The organism is Pseudomonas sp. NPDC087804, assembly GCF_044742965.1.
Lineage (GTDB): Bacteria > Pseudomonadota > Gammaproteobacteria > Pseudomonadales > Pseudomonadaceae > Aquipseudomonas > Aquipseudomonas rustica.
Genome location: NZ_JBIUVN010000001.1, coordinates 530,383 through 546,593, shown reverse-complemented (window position 1 = coordinate 546,593; position 16,211 = coordinate 530,383). Strand labels below are relative to the sequence as shown.

The 16,211-nt window shown below is 59.3% G+C and carries 10 protein-coding genes; 6 read left to right on the top strand and 4 right to left on the bottom strand.

The window, feature by feature from the left end; all coding sequences use genetic code 11:
- Positions 1–2 precede the first annotated feature (2 nt).
- From ACIOMO_RS02450 to ACIOMO_RS02435, 4 genes are read left to right on the top strand one after another with little or no spacing between them, the layout of a single operon-like run.
- On the top strand, positions 3–1,538 hold the full coding sequence (locus tag ACIOMO_RS02450) for a TolC family protein (RefSeq protein ID WP_053120049.1): 1,536 nt from the start codon (positions 3–5) through the stop codon (positions 1,536–1,538).
- On the top strand, positions 1,519–2,292 hold the full coding sequence (locus tag ACIOMO_RS02445; RefSeq protein WP_401237828.1) for an efflux RND transporter periplasmic adaptor subunit: 774 nt from the start codon (positions 1,519–1,521) through the stop codon (positions 2,290–2,292). Before ACIOMO_RS02450 ends, ACIOMO_RS02445 begins: the two co-directional genes overlap by 20 nt.
- The gene (locus ACIOMO_RS02440; RefSeq protein WP_401237826.1) at positions 2,289–3,635 is read left to right on the top strand and encodes an efflux RND transporter periplasmic adaptor subunit; all 1,347 of its coding nucleotides are present in this window, start codon (positions 2,289–2,291) and stop codon (positions 3,633–3,635) included. Before ACIOMO_RS02445 ends, ACIOMO_RS02440 begins: the two co-directional genes overlap by 4 nt.
- Positions 3,635–5,731: an HlyD family efflux transporter periplasmic adaptor subunit gene (locus ACIOMO_RS02435; protein ID WP_282351662.1), complete on the top strand. Its 2,097-nt coding sequence runs from the start codon at positions 3,635–3,637 to the stop codon at positions 5,729–5,731. Before ACIOMO_RS02440 ends, ACIOMO_RS02435 begins: the two co-directional genes overlap by 1 nt.
- Before the next feature lie 1,659 nt (positions 5,732–7,390).
- Here the strand turns inward: ACIOMO_RS02435 and aspT are convergent.
- From aspT to ACIOMO_RS02415, 4 genes are all read right to left on the bottom strand, one after another.
- Complete coding sequence (gene aspT / locus ACIOMO_RS02430) at positions 7,391–9,082, bottom strand: aspartate-alanine antiporter (protein WP_401237824.1); 1,692 nt, start codon at positions 9,080–9,082, stop codon at positions 7,391–7,393.
- A 25-nt stretch (positions 9,083–9,107) separates the two neighbouring features.
- Positions 9,108–10,721: a mechanosensitive ion channel family protein gene (locus tag ACIOMO_RS02425; RefSeq protein ID WP_401237822.1), complete on the bottom strand. Its 1,614-nt coding sequence runs from the start codon at positions 10,719–10,721 to the stop codon at positions 9,108–9,110.
- Positions 10,722–10,793: 72 nt separating this feature from the next.
- The gene (locus ACIOMO_RS02420) at positions 10,794–11,804 is read right to left on the bottom strand and encodes a helix-turn-helix domain-containing protein (RefSeq protein WP_401237821.1); all 1,011 of its coding nucleotides are present in this window, start codon (positions 11,802–11,804) and stop codon (positions 10,794–10,796) included.
- Between the two features lie 55 nt (positions 11,805–11,859).
- The gene (locus ACIOMO_RS02415; RefSeq protein WP_401237820.1) at positions 11,860–12,975 is read right to left on the bottom strand and encodes an AI-2E family transporter; all 1,116 of its coding nucleotides are present in this window, start codon (positions 12,973–12,975) and stop codon (positions 11,860–11,862) included.
- 351 nt (positions 12,976–13,326) lie between these two features.
- Between ACIOMO_RS02415 and ACIOMO_RS02410 the strand changes: the two genes are divergently transcribed.
- Positions 13,327–14,592 carry a mechanosensitive ion channel family protein gene (locus ACIOMO_RS02410; protein WP_282351649.1) on the top strand — a complete coding sequence of 422 codons (1,266 nt, stop codon included), beginning with the start codon at positions 13,327–13,329 and terminating at the stop codon, positions 14,590–14,592.
- A gap of 205 nt (positions 14,593–14,797) precedes the next feature.
- A complete protein-coding gene (locus ACIOMO_RS02405) occupies positions 14,798–16,075 on the top strand; it encodes an OmpP1/FadL family transporter (protein WP_212549484.1) in 1,278 nt (425 codons plus the stop codon).
- Positions 16,076–16,211 lie beyond the last annotated feature (136 nt).

The window sequence follows — 16,211 nt, the reverse complement described above, 5'->3', positions numbered from 1 at the left end:
ACATGCGTAAAAACGCGACCCGGCTTCTCAGTACCGCCATCGCCTCCGCACTGCTGCTCAGTGCCTGTTCGTCGACGGAACCGAAACCTTCCACCGACGAGGAAAACCGCCAACGCATCATTGCCGATCAGTCGCGCATGTACTCCGGGCAGGAACCGGTCACAGCGCCGATCACCTTTTACGACGCAGCAGCCCGAGCGCTGAAATACAACCTCGACTATCGACTGAAACTGATGGAGAGCGCGCTGGCCTCAGACCTGCGCGACGTGTCCAGCCATGAAATGCTGCCAAAACTGGTGGCCTCGGCCGGTTATGCCGGACGAAACAACGACTCCGGCGGCACCTCAATCGGCATCGAGGATCGTCAGGTCAGCTTGCGGCCATCGACGTCAGAGGAACGCTACCGCGAAGTCTACGGCCTCGGTTTGAGCTGGAGCCTGCTGGACTTCGGCGTCGCCTATTACCGCACGCAACAGAAATCCGACCAGATTCTGATGGCCGAAGAACGCCGGCGCAAAGTCGCGCAAAACGTCCTGCAGGATGTGCGCAACGCGTACTGGCGAGCACTCGGCGCGCAACGTTTGATGCCGGAAGTCGACAAACTGCTGATGCGCACCCACACCGCGCTGACCTCCGCGCGAGAAGCGGAAACCCGCGGCCTGTTGCCGCGTCAGGAGATCCTCGCCTATCAACGCGCCCTCCTCGACTCGATCTACTTGCTGACCGTGCGCCGTCAGGATCTGGAGTTCGCCCAGGCCGAATTGTCGGCGCTGATGTCGCTGCCACCGGGCTCGAAAATGGTGCTGGCTGACGTGCCCGATCCACCGCTGCCGGAAGTGCGTCAGAGCATGGCGCAGCTTGAACAGCTGTCGCTGGAGAACCGCCCGGAAATCATGGAAGAGTGGTATCGCAAACGCGTCAACCAGAAGGATCTGGAGATTGCCAAAGCGCAGCTGTGGCCGAACGTCAGCGTCGATTTCGGCTACAAATACGACTCGAACAAATACCTCTACAACAACGACTGGATGAGCACCGGCCTGCAAGTGTCGACCAACCTGCTGCGCTTGCTGCAACTGCCTTCGTTGAACGCCGCAGAAAAATCCCAGAGCGAAACCGATGACACCCGCCGCGTGGCGCTGTCGATGGCGATTCTCACGCAAGTGCGCGTTGGCACCCTGCGCTATCAACTGGCGCGTCAGGAAGTGGAGTTTGCTGAAGACAGTCTGCGCGTCGACCGCAGCCTGCTCGACTATGCGCAAGCCGCAAAGACCGGCGCACTTGGCTCGGAGCTGGAAGTGATCCGCTCCGAAGGCCGTTATCTGCTCTCGCGTTATCAGCGTGAAGCGGCGTTCTCCAGTGCTCAAGCGGCGTGGGGGCGGATGTACAACTCGGTCGGCCTCGATGTGCTGCCGAAGGAAATCGACCAACACGACATCAAGACCCTGTCGCGGGAAATCCAGCGCACCCTGAACCAACAAGAACAGCAACGCCTGCTCGTCACTTCGCAAGGAACGCCGAATGCGCAAAATCGCCCTTGAACCCCGTTTCGGGGTTCTGTTGTTGGCCAGTCTGATCGTCAATGCCCACGCCGAAGACGCACCTTCGGCCCCGTCCCTGGAAAGCGCGAGCGCCATTCGTGTGTTGCTCGCTTCGGAGCTGGAAACCACACTATCGAGCCAAATGAGCGGCACCCTCGGCGAATTGAAAGCCGGGTTCGGCGAACAGGTCGGCAAGTCCGAACTGCTCGCTCGCTTCAACTGCAACGAGGCCGAAGCGCGGGCCAAAGTCGCGGCGGCAGAACTGGCCATGGCCAAACAGAATCTGGAGGCGAAAAAGCAACTGCGCCAACTCAATGCCGTTGGCGATATCGAAGTGTCGATGGCCAACACCGAAGTGCAAAAGGCCGACGGCGCGCGGGCCATGGGTGCCGCGCAAAGCAGTTATTGCCAAGTGCTCGCGCCTTTTTCCGGGCGCGTCGCCAAGGTGTACGTCAAGCCGTATCAGACCGTCACCGCCGGTACGCCATTGTTTGATTTGGTCAGCGATGGCGCGCTGAAAGTGCGTTTGAACGTGCCGTCCAATCTGCTGAAAAATCTGAAACCCGGCCTGCCGCTGCAAGTCAGCATTCATGAGACCGGCAAGACCTATCCCGCGCATGTCAGCGGGATCAACTCGCGCGTCGATGCGGTGGCACAAACCGTCGAACTCGAAGCGCGCCTCGACAACAAATATCCCGACTTGATGGCGGGCATGAGCGGCACGGCGCAATTTGATCAAGCTGCGCAACCATGACCATGAACGAGCAACTGCCGCACCCTCACCTGCTGCTCGAACTCGACGCGCTGCGCGACAAGGCCATGGCGGCCGAATCGCTCAACGCGTTGGCATTCAGCATGGCCAACGACTTGTATCCGTTGTTGCAATTTCATCAGGCGCTGGTGTTTGCCCAGCGTGAATCATCACTGGAGTTGTTGAACGTCTCGGGATTGTCCCGGCCCAGTGAAGACTCGCCGTACCTGGTGTGGCTGCGCCGCGCCAGTCGCTGGATCGCCACGCAAGTCCCTGCTGGCGAACCGGTGTGGCTGACGCAGGAAACGGTCGACGCACCGGCCGACATCGCCGAAGGTTGGGGCGAATGGTGGCCGTCGGGCGTCTGGTGCGTGCCGATCCAGGATCGCGATGAGCAGCGCCTCGGTTTGCTGCTGTTGCTGCTGGAACAGGAACCGCCGGCGGTGTTGTGGCAGCACCTTAAAGGTCTGGTCGGTACCTGGGCGTATTGCTGGGCGGCGCTGACCAAGCGCAAGCGTTTCAATCGCTGGCGGCCCAGTCGTAAGCAATTGCTGCTGACCGCGATTGTGCTCGGTGCCCTGCTGCTGTTGCCGGTGCGACAAACCGCGCTGGCGCCGACCGAAATCGTCTCGCGCCAGGCACAGATCATCAGCTCGCCCATCGATGGCGTGATCGAGAAGATCGAGGTTCGCCCCAATCAACCAGTCGATGCCGGCACGCTGCTGTTTTCCCTCGACGAAACCACATTGCGCAGTCGCGCCGAAGTGCTCGGCAAGGAAGTCGCGGTGGCCGATGCCGAGTTGCAGGCGGCCAGTCAACGCGCGTTCGACAACCCGCAAAGCAAAAGCGAATTGACCCTGCTTGAGGGCCGCTCGCAGCAACGGCGCGCAGAACTGGCGGCGGTCACCGCGCAGTTGAAGCGCACCAAAGTCCTGTCGCCGAGAGGCGGTGTTGCGGTGTTCAGCGATCCCAACGATTGGCTGGGCAAACCGGTGGTGACCGGCGAACGCATCATGCAAGTCGCTGATCCGACGCAACCGGCGATGCTGATTCAACTGGCCGTAGCCGACGCGATCGCGCTGGAACCGGGCGCCGAAGTGACGCTGTTTTTGACCGCTTATCCGCTGACGCCGCTCAAGGGCAAGATCCTTGAAACCAGCTATCAGGCACGGCCGAGTGACGAAGGCGTGGTCGCCTATCGCTTGCTGGCGAGCATCGACGGCGCACCGGAACACGCGCGACTGGGCTTGCACGGCACCGCGAAACTGTATGGCGGTCGAGTGATGCTCGGTTATTACTTGCTGCGTCGACCACTGGCGACAATGCGGGCGTGGAGTGGCTGGTAATGCTCGATCCGGCCGATCTGCCCCTGCCCCCGCTGCGTGAAGACCTGCGCCTGAGCGAGGCTGCCGATGGCAGCAACGGTGAACCGGCGTGGGTGATTCAAGACACGGTGATCAATCGTTTCTACCGCATCGGCTGGCTGGAATTCGAGTGCCTGCTGCGCTGGGGCCAATCACCCCGGCAGATCAGCGAGCAGATTGCTGAAGGCACGGCGCTCAAACCCGACGTCGAACAGATTCTCGATTTCCGTCAGTTTCTTGAACAGCATCAGCTGCTGCGTGCCGGCCCGGCGGCGCTGGAAAAGCTTAAAGCCAAAGGCGAAGAAGGCGGCTGGCTGACCTGGCGCTGGTGGCTGCACCATTACCTGTTTTTCCGCATTCCGCTGCTACGCCCGCAACAACATTTACAGCATCTGGCGAAGGCGTTGGGTTGGCTGTTTCATCCGCTCACCGGCATGCTCGTGCTCGGTTTGAGCCTGCTCGGCATCGTTCTGGTGTTGCAGCAGTGGGACACATTTACCAGCGCGGTGGTCGAGTCGTTTTCCACCGAAGGCCTGTTGAGTTTTGCCTTGGCGTTGATCGTCGCCAAGACTCTGCATGAACTAGGGCATGCCTTGGTCGCGACGCGGCTGGGCTTGCGCGTCGGGCACATGGGCATCGCATTTGTGGTGATGTGGCCGATGCTCTATACCGACACCGGCGAGAGCTGGAAACTCAGCCGTTCGCGGCAGCGTCTGGCGATTGCCTCGGCGGGGATCATCACCGAACTGTCGCTGGCCGGGTTATCGACGCTGGGCTGGGCGGTGTGCGATCCGGGGGCGCTGCGCAATGCCTTGCTGTATCTGGCGACCACCAGTTGGTTGCTGTCATTGGCGTTGAATGCCAGCCCGTTCATGCGTTTTGACGGCTACTTCATTCTTTCCGATTTGCTTGATTTCCCCAATCTGCATGAGCGTGCTTCGGCACTGGCGCGGGTGACGTTGCGGCGCAATCTGCTCGGTTTGCGCGAGGACTGGCCCGAGACGTTTCCGACCGGTCAGCGGCGACTATTGGTGACGTTTGCGATTTTCACCTGGATATACCGTCTGGTGCTGTTTCTGGGGATCGCGCTGGCGGTCTATCTGTTCTTCTTCAAGGTCTTGGGGATTTTCCTGTTCATGGTCGAACTGTCGTGGTTTATCGCCCTGCCCGTCATGCGCGAACTCGGTCACTGGTGGAAGCACCGCGCGGCGGTGCCGAGCCGGCGCAAGGTGCAACTGTATCTGGTGTTGCTGGCGATTCTGGCGGGGCTGGCGATCCCATGGCGCACGCAGATCGATGCGGTGGGTGTGGCGCGGGCAGAGCATCAGATGCGCGTTTACGCGCCCTACCCGGCGCGGCTGCAATCGATTCACGCCGATGGCCCGGTCGAGGCTGGCACCAATCTGGTGGTGCTGGATGAGCCGGACATCGCCTCGCGGGTACGCAGCAGTGAAGCCAATGCACGTAGCTATGAGGCCCGGCTGTCCGGGCTGATCGCCGATCCCGGTGGTTTGGCTGAGGATGCCGTGACCCGTCAGCGCCTCAACGTGCAATTCGAAGAAGCCCGCGCGGCGCGTTCGGAAATCGCCCGGCTGAATCTGCAAACACCGTTTGCCGGGGTGTGGCTGGACGTCAACCCGGACTGGAAACCGGGGCAATGGGTCGGTCGTCAAGAGTCGCTGGGCATGCTGGTTGACCCGCGCAGCTGGCAGGTGGATGCGTATGTCGCGCAGGATCAAGTGCACCGCATGGCTATCGGCGACCACGTACGCTTCTACCCTGACGGCCAGACCACGCCACGTAGCGGCCGCGTCCTGCAAATCGGCAGCACCCGCGCGAGCCAGTTGTCCCACCGCATGCTCTCGTCACGCTTCGGCGGCCCGGTACCCACCACGACTGCCGAGCACTCGTTGATCCCGAGCAGCGCGTTGTTTCAGGTACTGATCCAACTCGACGAACCCATGCCCACCCTGCGCGAAACCCGTGGGCATCTGAAAATCGAAGGCGAACGGCGCAGTTTGCTGGCCGATGGTGCAACGCATGTATTGGCGGTGCTAATGCGCGAAAGTGGCTTCTAACCCCCAAGCTCTCAGTCCATCCCCCTCACCACAAGCAAAGGCTGTCCTCCAGACACACCCCAACCCTTGAGAACACATCCAACCCTGTGGCGAGGGGATTTATCCCCGTTGGGCTGCGAAGCAGCCCCAAAACCTAAAATTCCAGTACATCAGACACACCGCATGCACTGGATTCACGACTGCTACGCAGCCGAACGGGGATAAATCCCCTCACCACAGGGGAATGGGGGTCACCTCAGAAAACTGCACTTCTGCGAACCCCAACCAGCCATCAACCCCATCCCAACTGACACACTACAAACCCTGTGGCGAGGGGATTTATCCCCGATGGGCTGCGAAGCGGCCCCAAAACCTGCAGTCCCGGTACACCAGACACACCGCAGGCAATGCTTTGCGACTGCTGCGCAGCCGATCGGGGATAAATCCCCTCACCACAGGGGAATGGGGGTCACCTCAGAAAATTGCACTTCTGCGAAACCCAGCCAGCCATCAACCCCATTCCAACTGACACACCACAAACCCTGTGGCGAGGGGATTTATCCCCGTTGGGCTGCGAAGCGGCCCCAAAACCTACAATCCCCGCACATCAGACACACCGCATGCACTGGCTTCACGACTGCTGCGCAGCCGAACGGGGATAAATCCCCTCACCACAAGGAGAGCTGGGTTACCCAGGAAAATCTGCACTTCTGCTGACCCCAGCCAGCCATCAAACCCAATTCCACTGACACGCTACAAACCCTGTGGCGAGGGGATTTAACCCCGATGGGCTGCGAAGCGGCCCCAAAACCTGCAATCCCGGTACATCAGACACACCGCATGCAATGGATTCACGACTGCTACGCAGCCGGTCGGGGATAAATCCCCTCACCACAGGGGAATGGGGGTCACCTCAGAAAACTGCACTTCTGCGAAACCCAGCCAGCCATCAACCCCAATTCCACTGACACACCACAAACCCTGTGGCGAGGGGATTTATCCCCGTTGGGCTGCGAAGCGGCCCCAAAACCTGCAATCCCGGTACATCAGACACACCGCATGCACTGGCTTCACGACTGCTGCGCAGCCGATCGGGGATAAATCCCCTCACCACAAGGAAAGCGGGTTACCCAGGAAAATCTGCACTTCTGCTGACCCCAGCCAGCCATCAAACCCAATTCAACTGACACACCACAAACCCTGTGGCGAGGGGATTTATCCCCGATGGGCTGCGAAGCAGCCCCAAAACCTACAATTCCAGTACATCAGACACACCGCATGCAATGGCTTTGCGACTGCTGCGCAGCCGGTCGGGGATAAATCCCCTCACCACAAGGAAAGCGGGCTACTCAGAAAAATCTGCACTTCTGCTGACCCCAGCCAGCCATCAAACCCAATTCCACTGACACGCTACAAACCCTGTGGCGAGGGGATTTATCCCCGTTGGGCTGCGAAGCGGCCCCAAAACCTGCAATCCCGGTACATCAGACACACCGCATGCACTGGATTCACGACTGCTGCGCAGCCGGTCGGGGATAAATCCCCTCACCACAAGGAAAGCGGGTTACCCAGGAAAATCTGCACTTCTGCTGACCCCAGCCAGCCATCAAATCCAATTCCACTGACACACCACAGGGAATGGGGAGCTTCAAGGTGGTGTGTAGGTAGCTCTGGGGAAATTCAGCCCGCCACCACAAAGATGATGATCGGCCCGCACACCGCCAGCAGCACATTGGAAATGGCATAACACACGGTGAAGCCAATCACCGGTGTATTGCTGCCGGACTGCTCAATGATCTTGTTCATCGAAGCCGCCTCTGTCTGCGCCCCAGCCAATGCGCCAAAAAGAATCATCGGGTGCAAGCGCAGCACGTAGCGACCGAAGTACAGCGCCACCAGCGGCGGAAGGATCGTCACCACCGCGCCGGACAGCAACAACGCCAGCCCTTGCTCTTTCATCGCCGCGAACGCCGCTGGCCCGGCCAGCAGGCCGACCACCGCACCAAACGCGGTCAGGCCGAACTCGGAAAACGCCCATTGCGCCGCCGGTGGCAACGCGCCGATTTCCGGGTGGCGCGAGTTGTACCAGCCGATCACCAATGCCGCGACCAACACCCCGCCGCCAATACCCAGCTCCACCGGGATCATGCCGATGTGCGTCGACAGCAAGCCGATCAACGAGCCCACGACCATGCCCAGCGTGTGCATGGCGATGTCACTTTTGTAATTGTTCTTGCGAATGCGCCCCAGCCGTTTGGCGATCATTTCGACGCTGGCGGTGCGCCCGGTCAACGTAATCACATCCCCCCGGCGCAACACCGTGTTCGGCAACAGCGGCAAGTCATAGCCCTGACGCGTGATGTTGTTGACGAAGCAGCCCAGGCGGTTTTCATTGGCTAAACGGCTTTTCGCCTGATGAATCGTCTTGCCGGCGAACTCCGCCGAGGTCAGCACAATGTCCACCTCACGGGTCGGAAACGACAGCGACTCAGGATGATCGATCTCCGGCCCGACCCAATGGCTCAGCGTGCCCACCGCGTCGCGCAAGGCATACACACCGACCACATCCCCCGCCATCAACACAAAGTTCTCATCACGCTCGATCACCTGCCCGGCGCGCACCACGCGCTCGACCGTCAGCGATTCGTGCAGCTTTTCGATGTCGATGATCCGCTGCCCATCGGCCTGGCCGTTACTCGCCACCTGATGCGCACGCACAACGATTCTCGTGTACGGCACAGTGATCGCCTCTTCTTCCTTGGCGATCCCCAGTTCCAGCTCCAGTTCACGCGCGGACTCGCGCAGATTCACACCGAGCAACTTCGGCGCAATGCTGCCGACAAACACGATTAAACCAATGGTGCCGAACAGGTAGGTGATCGCGTAGGCAATCGCCATGTGGCTGTTGAGTTTCGCCACGGATACCGCGTCGAGATTCAACTGATTGATCGCGCTGGTCGCGGTGCCCATGATCGCCGTATCGGTGAGCGCACCGGCACCGAGTCCGGCGGTGAAACCGGCGTCGAAATCAAACAGCCAATACATCGCCAGAATCGCCACCAATGCCGTCGCGCACAACACCACCGACAACAACACCAGTTTCAGCGTGCCGCGATTGAGGCTGCCGAAAAACTCCGGCCCGCTCTTGAAGCCGACGGCGTAGATGAACATCACGAAGAACACCGACTTCAACCCCGTCGGCACTTCCAGACCGATCTGGCCGATCAGCAAACCCATCAACAGCGCGCCGGCCACCGAGCCCAAATGAAAGCTGTCAATGTGAATGCGCCCGACAAATACGCCCAGCGCGATCGCCAGAAACACGGCGATTTCCGGATCAGCGCGTAACGCGTGAAGGACAAAATCGAGCATGGTGCGGACTCCCTTGCAGCGACGGTCACTGATCCTTCGGTTCTTGCGCCGGCGAGGTAAACCACTTCTCTCGCGGCACCCACTTCTCGGCCTGCGGATCGCCCAGATAATGCGGCGACATGATCTGCACGCCGTACTCGTTGAACACGTCCTGAATATTGGCGTGGAGCATGCTCAACAGCACCGCGCGTGGCCGTGGCTGACTCGGAATCGCCTGCGCCACCAATCGGTACTCGGGATAGAAATCCGACAGCGCGGTCTGAAACACCTGCGCCGCCGGGTCTTCGAGAATCCCCGGCGTGCGTTTGGCCGCTTCCAGCAGCATCGCTTCGACCTGCCGCCAAGGCGTGTCGTAGCCGATGGTTACCACCGTGTCGACCACGTAACCCGGGCCTTGCACGGTGCGCGAGTAGTTCTTGGTCACGGTGCCGGTGATCAGTGAATTGGGCAGCGTCAGCACTTCACCAAGCCCCGTGCGAATACGCGTGGTGAACATGCCCAACTCGGTGACCGTGCCTTCGTATTCGCCGATTTTGACGAACTCGCCCGGGCGCAATGTACGGGTATACGTGAGGATCAACCCGGCCGCTGCCTGCCCCACCACGCTGGTCGCACCGAGGGAAATCATCAGACCGATCAACACCGACAAGCCCTTGAACGCATCGGTACCGGCGCCGGGCAGATACGGATAAGCCATCGCCAGCGCAAACAACCAGATCGCCAGCGACGTCAGCCGTTGGGTCGGTTGCAGGGTTTCGTGATTGAGCCAACTGAACGTGCCCGGCGTCGACATGCGCCGCAGCATGCGCCGGGTGAACGCAGTAGCGCCGCGCGCAATAAAGAAAATCGCCAATGCCACGCCCAATCCCGGGACGGCGCCAACGATGCCTTGCAGCAGATAGTCGGCGAGTTCGAACAGGTAGTTGTTGAGGCTTTCACCCCAAGGCCGGGTGTAGGGAAACCGCGACAGAACAAAGCCCAACCACTCATAGGTCAGCAGCAAAATCACCAGCCAGCGCAGCACCAACAGTAAACGGCTGACCAAGGGATAAAGGAAATTGGCGTCGATCACCTGCACCCGCCCGACCTTCAACGCCTTGGTGTGGCGATCCATCAGTTCGGGGAGTTTTTTCAACAAGCGGCGGCGCATCCAGGCCAGCGCCCACAACAACGCGACATAGATGACAGTGGCCACCGCCGCCAAGGCCAGCGACCTGACAATCAGATCCATGCTGCGCGCTTCACGGGTCTCGGAGACCACCTGACGCAGTTTTTCAGCCGCACCTTCGGCGGCCTGCTGCACCGAGGAATATTGCAGGCTGTCGACATCGTTGGGTGAAACGATGAATGCCCGCTTGTTGCCGAGCAGCACCATGTAACTGTTCTGGATCGAATCGATGCTGATGTTCAGTTCGGCGTCTTCATCGAGCGCTTCACTGATGACCATTTTCGCCCTTTTGACCCGCGAGGCCGGCGCCTCGCCCAGAATGGTTGCGCGAAACAGCATGATGCTGCGATTCGCAACCTTGAGCTCTACCGCATCATTTTCCGCTTTTGCCGCAGCGTCGAGCGCCCAGCCAGACCCCGTCCAGAGCATCGCGAAAACCACTATTAATACAGCCAGCAGCCTGCTTCGCATGCGCCTTTTTCCTTACGCCACAGTTGTTTGTGAGGGATACGTAAGGCAGCGTAGTTGAGCGATGAACGGTTGTCAGATTTCCTCTGCCAACAGTTGTTGTGCCCGCCAGTTGCGCGGAGAAACGCCCGTCCATTGTTTGAAATGGCGGCTGAACACCGAGACGTCGGCATAGCCCAGATTCAGCGCCAGGTCGGTGATGCTGGTCTTATCGTGCAGCAGGTTCTGTTTGGCGATTTCCAGGCGTGTGTCCTGCAATAAACGACTGAAACTGCTGTTTTCTGCCTTCAGGCGTTTCTGCAATACCCGGGGCTGTAATCCCAATGAATTACTCACGGCGTCGATGTTGCATTCACCGGTATTGAGCAGGCTGCCGATGAGGTGACACACCTGCGCGCGGAGATTGTCGGGGTATTGAGTCTTGAGCGACTGCATGCGGCTGATCCAGTGTTCACGCATCAAATTCTCATCGGCCAACGGCGAGCGCTTGAGGTATTCGAAAGGAAAACTGACGCCGTCAAATGTGCTGTCGAAACGGACTTTTCCGTAGACGTCGGCAAATGACCAACCCGGCGTTTTCAAGGTGCCTTGCTGCAAGTGCAAACGAATCTGCGGGCTGTCGGCGCCCGTGAGAATTTTCACCGCGTTGAACAGGTGCGCGCCGCTGAGCTGCCTCAGTTGCTGCAGGCCGAGGTCATTGGTGAAGTCGAACTTGAACCTGATTTCGGCACGCTCGCCCCGTCGACTGACTTCAAGGTGCAAGCCACTGGCGTGCAGGTACAAGTATTGGCGGGCGAAATTCAATGCCTCGCCCACGGTGGGTTGGCGGCTGCCGGACAGGGCCACGTCGCCAATGGCGAGCAGATTCTGTCTTGATGCCAGCCGCAAACCGAACAGCGGTTCCTGACAATGACGTGCGGTGTCATCCAGCAGGTCTGCGGTTTTTTCATACGACAGATAACTGTTCGGTTCGCGCAATTGCGCCACCACCATGCCGCCGTCAAGCAGCAGACTTACCGGGTTGTGACCCAGTTCGGTCACTAGCGCGCTGTAGCCCTCGATGGCACCGCTGCGTAACAGAAACATTGCCTGCATCCTTAGCCGTAAAAAAAGTGATGGATCAGCTACTGACCGTGGGCGCTCAAGGCGAATGTTCCTCAACGGTCTGCGTCAATGGCGTGACGGCTTCGGCAGGTTGATACACCCAGCCAATAAACAGCTCGTAGCCGATCGCCAGAATCACCGGCCCGGTGAACAAGCCGATGATGCCACTGGTGATCATCCCGCCGAGCGCGCCGATCAACACCACCGGCATCGGCACGGCCACACCGCGCCCTAGCAGCATCGGTTTGAGGACGTTGTCAGAAAGCCCGGCGATGATCATCCAGATCGCAAAAATAATCGTGCTGGCACTGACACCGCCCTGAGCGAATGCATAGATCACCACCGGCAGCGTGATCAGCAGAACCGGCAATTGCATGATGCCCAGCAGCAACACCAGTAGCGCCAGCACGCCGGCTGCCGGAATGCCCATGATCACCAGCGCCACACCGATCAACAGCATCTGAATGAACGCAATCCCGACCACACCCTGCGCCACGGCACGAATCGTCGCGGTACACAGTTCGGCAATCTGCGGCCCGCGCACCGGCCCGGAGACACGACTGGTGATTGCGACGGCTGTCCGCTGACCGCGCTCGCCGTTTTTCATAATTAGCCCGGCAAAGATCAGCGCCAGAATAAACACCACAATGCCGGTGCCGACGCCGGCTACCTGGTGCAGCGCAACCTTGCTCCAGTCTTTCAGATGTGGGGCGACCTGGTGAAAGGCCCAACTCAAATCCTGCGAGGCGTGCAGCCAGATGCCATACAACGGCGCACCGATCAGTGGCCAGTTTTCGACGTTGGCCGGTGGCGGCGGAATTTCGAACTGACCATTCTCCACCGCGTGGATGCCGGTTTGCACCGAGTCCGCCACCGAGGCACCCAGCAAGCTTAACGGCAGCATCAGGATCACCAGCCCGAGAATCACCAGAATCACTGCCGCCCAACCGTCACGCCCACCCAGCTTGGCGCCGAGCATCTGGTTCAGTGGGTAGAGGGTGACCGCGAGAATCAGCGACCAGAGCATCACGTTGAGAAACGGATGAAAGATGTCGTAGCAGAACAGCACCAGAACCGTGATCAAGCCGGCGCGTATCAACACGTCCAGTAACGCCCTTGAGCTGTTGAACGTGAGCAGCGGTTTCTCTTCCATCGTGGTTCTCCTGAGAAGCACCCATTGCGGGATGTCGGTTGGCTCAGCCTAGAACACAACGCCGGGCCCAGCCGTTTTTACGCATGATTTAGCGGCCAGAGGCTTGCCCGGGCGCGGCAGAACTTATTGCGCAGCGCCTGACCCGTCAATGCCACGTTCGTGATCCATCAACTTTTGTTCGCAAAAAATCAAGTTGCTTATTCGCTTGCTGCGTAACCTTGATGGACTTGCTGAATCGCTTCTCCCGCGATTGAAAAACAACCGCCAATCGCAGCCTTCGCAACGTTTTTCCCTCAGCCGCCCCCTCTCTCACTCAAGGAAAGGGCTGCGCCGTACAGGAATATCAAACCGATGAATTTCACAGAGATTTGGCTCAATGTTGAGCAGTTCTGGCGCTCGCTGGACAATCATCCTTACGTGAACGCCACGCTGACATTGCTGGTGCTGGTGTTCGTCGCGCTGCTGTTGGGGCGTCTGGGTCGCTTTCTGATCCAGCAAGGCGTCCGGTTGCTCGGGCGTCAGGCGTCGATGCGCTGGATCAACGATCTGCACAACAACAAAGTGTTTCTGCGCCTCGGGCAAATCATCCCGTCGCTGATCGTCCAGTTCGGTTTGAACATCATTCCGGGGTTAAGCCCAAAGCTGCAAACCATCCTGGGTGACATCGCCCTGGCCTTCACCCTGTTGTCGCTGGTGATGGCCATCGGCGCCGTGCTCGACACCCTACTGGTCATCTATGCGCGCACCGAACATGCGCGCACCCGCTCGATCAAGGGTTATGTGCAACTGGCGAAAATGCTGTTGTACGTGCTCGGCGCCATCATCATTGTCGCCATTCTGATCAACCGCTCGCCGCTGTTGCTGCTGTCGGGGCTTGGCGCGATGTCGGCGGTGATCCTGTTGGTCTACAAGGACACCCTGTTGTCGTTTGTCGCCAGTGTGCAGTTGACCAGCAACGACATGCTGCGCGTGGGTGACTGGATCGAAATGCCGCAACTGGGTGCCGATGGCGACGTGGTCGACATCACGTTGCACACGGTCAAGGTGCAGAATTTCGACAAGACCATTGTCTCGATTCCGACCTGGCGCTTGATGTCCGACTCGTTCAAGAACTGGCGTGGCATGCAGCAGGCCGGTGGCCGACGGATCATGCGTGACGTGCACATTGATTCCGGTGGCGTGCGCTTCCTGACGGACGAGGAAGAACATCACCTGAGTCAGGTCAGCCTGTTGAGCGCCTATCTGGCGCGCAAACTGCCTGAACTCAAGCACTGGAACGAAGCGCAGGGCAATGTCGCGGCGCTCTCGGCCAATCGTCGCCGCATGACCAATCTCGGCACCTTCCGCGCCTTCGCCCAGGCCTATCTGGACAGCCATCCTTCGATTGCGCGAAACATGACCTGCATGGTGCGTCAGATGCAATCCACCGCTCAGGGTGTGCCGCTGCAGATCTATTGCTTCACGCAAACCACCGTTTGGGCGGACTACGAGCGCATTCAGGCGGATATTTTCGATTACCTGCTGGCCGTATTGCCCGAGTTCGGCCTGAGCCTGTACCAGCAACCGAGCGGTAAGGACTTGCGCGGTGTATTCCCGATGGCTGATGCGATCGTTTGAAACATTGAGCTTGCTCGCGAAAGCGTTGTGTCCGTGACGGCGATGGTGCATGAAATGATGCCCTCGCGAGCAAACCCGGCTCCTGCAATTCTGCGGTGAACTACATAGGGACTGACTTACTGACGATACATCCGCCTGGAGACTGGTGCGCGGGCCGATTCCCGTCTAAAACTGATGCACGTCCCTATGTATAAGGAAGTTACGGATGAGATCCACGCACTCACTGTTGATTCTTGCACTGGCCGGCTGCAGCGGGCAGGCATTGGCAGGTGGCATTCAGTTGTATGAAGCAGGACAGGAAGGGGCCGGGCTGGCAAATGCCGGGTCGGCGGCGCAGGCCACCGACCCAAGCGTGATGATGAACAACCCGGCGGGGATCGCGGCGCTCAAGGGCACGCAGGTCAGTCTGACCGGTCAGGCGCTGTTTGGCGGGATCAAGTTTGATCGCGACGGCAACAATGACTTTTCCGGCAACGAGGGCGGCAATCCGCTGCCTTTCCTGCCGGGCACCAGTCTGTTCATCAGTCATGAGGTCAATGACCGCGCCAGTATCGGTTTCGGCATGTACGGCAATTTTGGCCTGAGCGTGAAGTACGACGATGACTGGGCCGGCCGCTATTTCACTCAGGAATCGACGCTGATCGGCATCTCATTGCAACCGACCTTTGCCTACAAGATCACCGATGACCTCTCGATGGGTATCGGCCCGCGGCTGGTCTACGGCTACTACTACACAAAAATAGCCATCGACAATAACGCGCTCCTGCCCGGCACGCCGTTCCAGCAGGACGGCAACGTGCAATACAAAGACACCGACACCGGCACCGGGATCAACCTCGGCCTGCGTTATCAACTGGATCCGCGCACCACCGTGGGCCTGGCGTATACCAGCAAGGTCAAACTGGAATTCAAGGATTCGCCCTCGGTGCACGGCATTCGCAATCCGCTGCTCAATTTCGCGTTTTCCCGGGCCAATGTCGACGATCTGGAAATCGACATGAACATCCCGCAAACCGCAACCTTGAGCGTTGCCCACCAGTTGAACGAGCAATGGACATTATTGGGTTCCGTTGACTGGCAGGACTGGAGCGATTTTGCCGACATCGGCGTTTCGGTGGATACCGCCGGTGGCGATGTGTCGCGTTCGGTCAACCGTAAATATCAGGACACCTGGCACCTGTCGCTCGGTGCGCAAAATCAGCTCACGCCGAAACTGCGCTGGAACATGGGCGTGGGCTACGACAGCTCGGCGGTGAAAGACAAGGATCGCACCGTCGACAACCCGATGGCCGAAGCCTGGCGGCTGGCAACCGGCGTCAGCTACAAGATGACCGAAGACATGGACATCAACCTCAACTACACCCTGGTATGGCTCGGTGACATGGACGTTGAACAGACCAAACGCAATGGCCAGTCGCTGTCGGGGAGCTACCCTAACGCCCTCCTTCATATCGTTGGCGGCGGCGCGACCTGGCGTTTCTGATCGACATTGGCCGTTGATGAACTAGCCTGTTTGCATGGAGCTTTCAGTTCGCCCGGCACTGCCTTTTGAAGCTCGCCACGAAATAATTCAGTGAACGCTGAATTATTTCGTATCGCCATGTATCTGAACCCAAAGC

Excerpts from the sequence above, each read along its gene's own strand:
- ACIOMO_RS02420 (WP_401237821.1), bottom strand. The coding sequence starts at position 11,804 with ATGTTTCTGTTACGCAGCGGTGCCATCGAGGGCTACAGCGCGCTAGTG.
- ACIOMO_RS02415 (WP_401237820.1), bottom strand. The coding sequence starts at position 12,975 with ATGGAAGAGAAACCGCTGCTCACGTTCAACAGCTCAAGGGCGTTACTG.
- ACIOMO_RS02450 (WP_053120049.1), top strand. The coding sequence starts at position 3 with ATGCGTAAAAACGCGACCCGGCTTCTCAGTACCGCCATCGCCTCCGCA.
- ACIOMO_RS02440 (WP_401237826.1), top strand. The coding sequence starts at position 2,289 with ATGACCATGAACGAGCAACTGCCGCACCCTCACCTGCTGCTCGAACTC.
- ACIOMO_RS02410 (WP_282351649.1), top strand. The coding sequence starts at position 13,327 with ATGAATTTCACAGAGATTTGGCTCAATGTTGAGCAGTTCTGGCGCTCG.
- ACIOMO_RS02425 (WP_401237822.1), bottom strand. The coding sequence starts at position 10,721 with ATGCGAAGCAGGCTGCTGGCTGTATTAATAGTGGTTTTCGCGATGCTC.
- aspT (WP_401237824.1), bottom strand. The coding sequence starts at position 9,082 with ATGCTCGATTTTGTCCTTCACGCGTTACGCGCTGATCCGGAAATCGCC.
- ACIOMO_RS02405 (WP_212549484.1), top strand. The coding sequence starts at position 14,798 with ATGAGATCCACGCACTCACTGTTGATTCTTGCACTGGCCGGCTGCAGC.
- ACIOMO_RS02435 (WP_282351662.1), top strand. The coding sequence starts at position 3,635 with ATGCTCGATCCGGCCGATCTGCCCCTGCCCCCGCTGCGTGAAGACCTG.
- ACIOMO_RS02445 (WP_401237828.1), top strand. The coding sequence starts at position 1,519 with ATGCGCAAAATCGCCCTTGAACCCCGTTTCGGGGTTCTGTTGTTGGCC.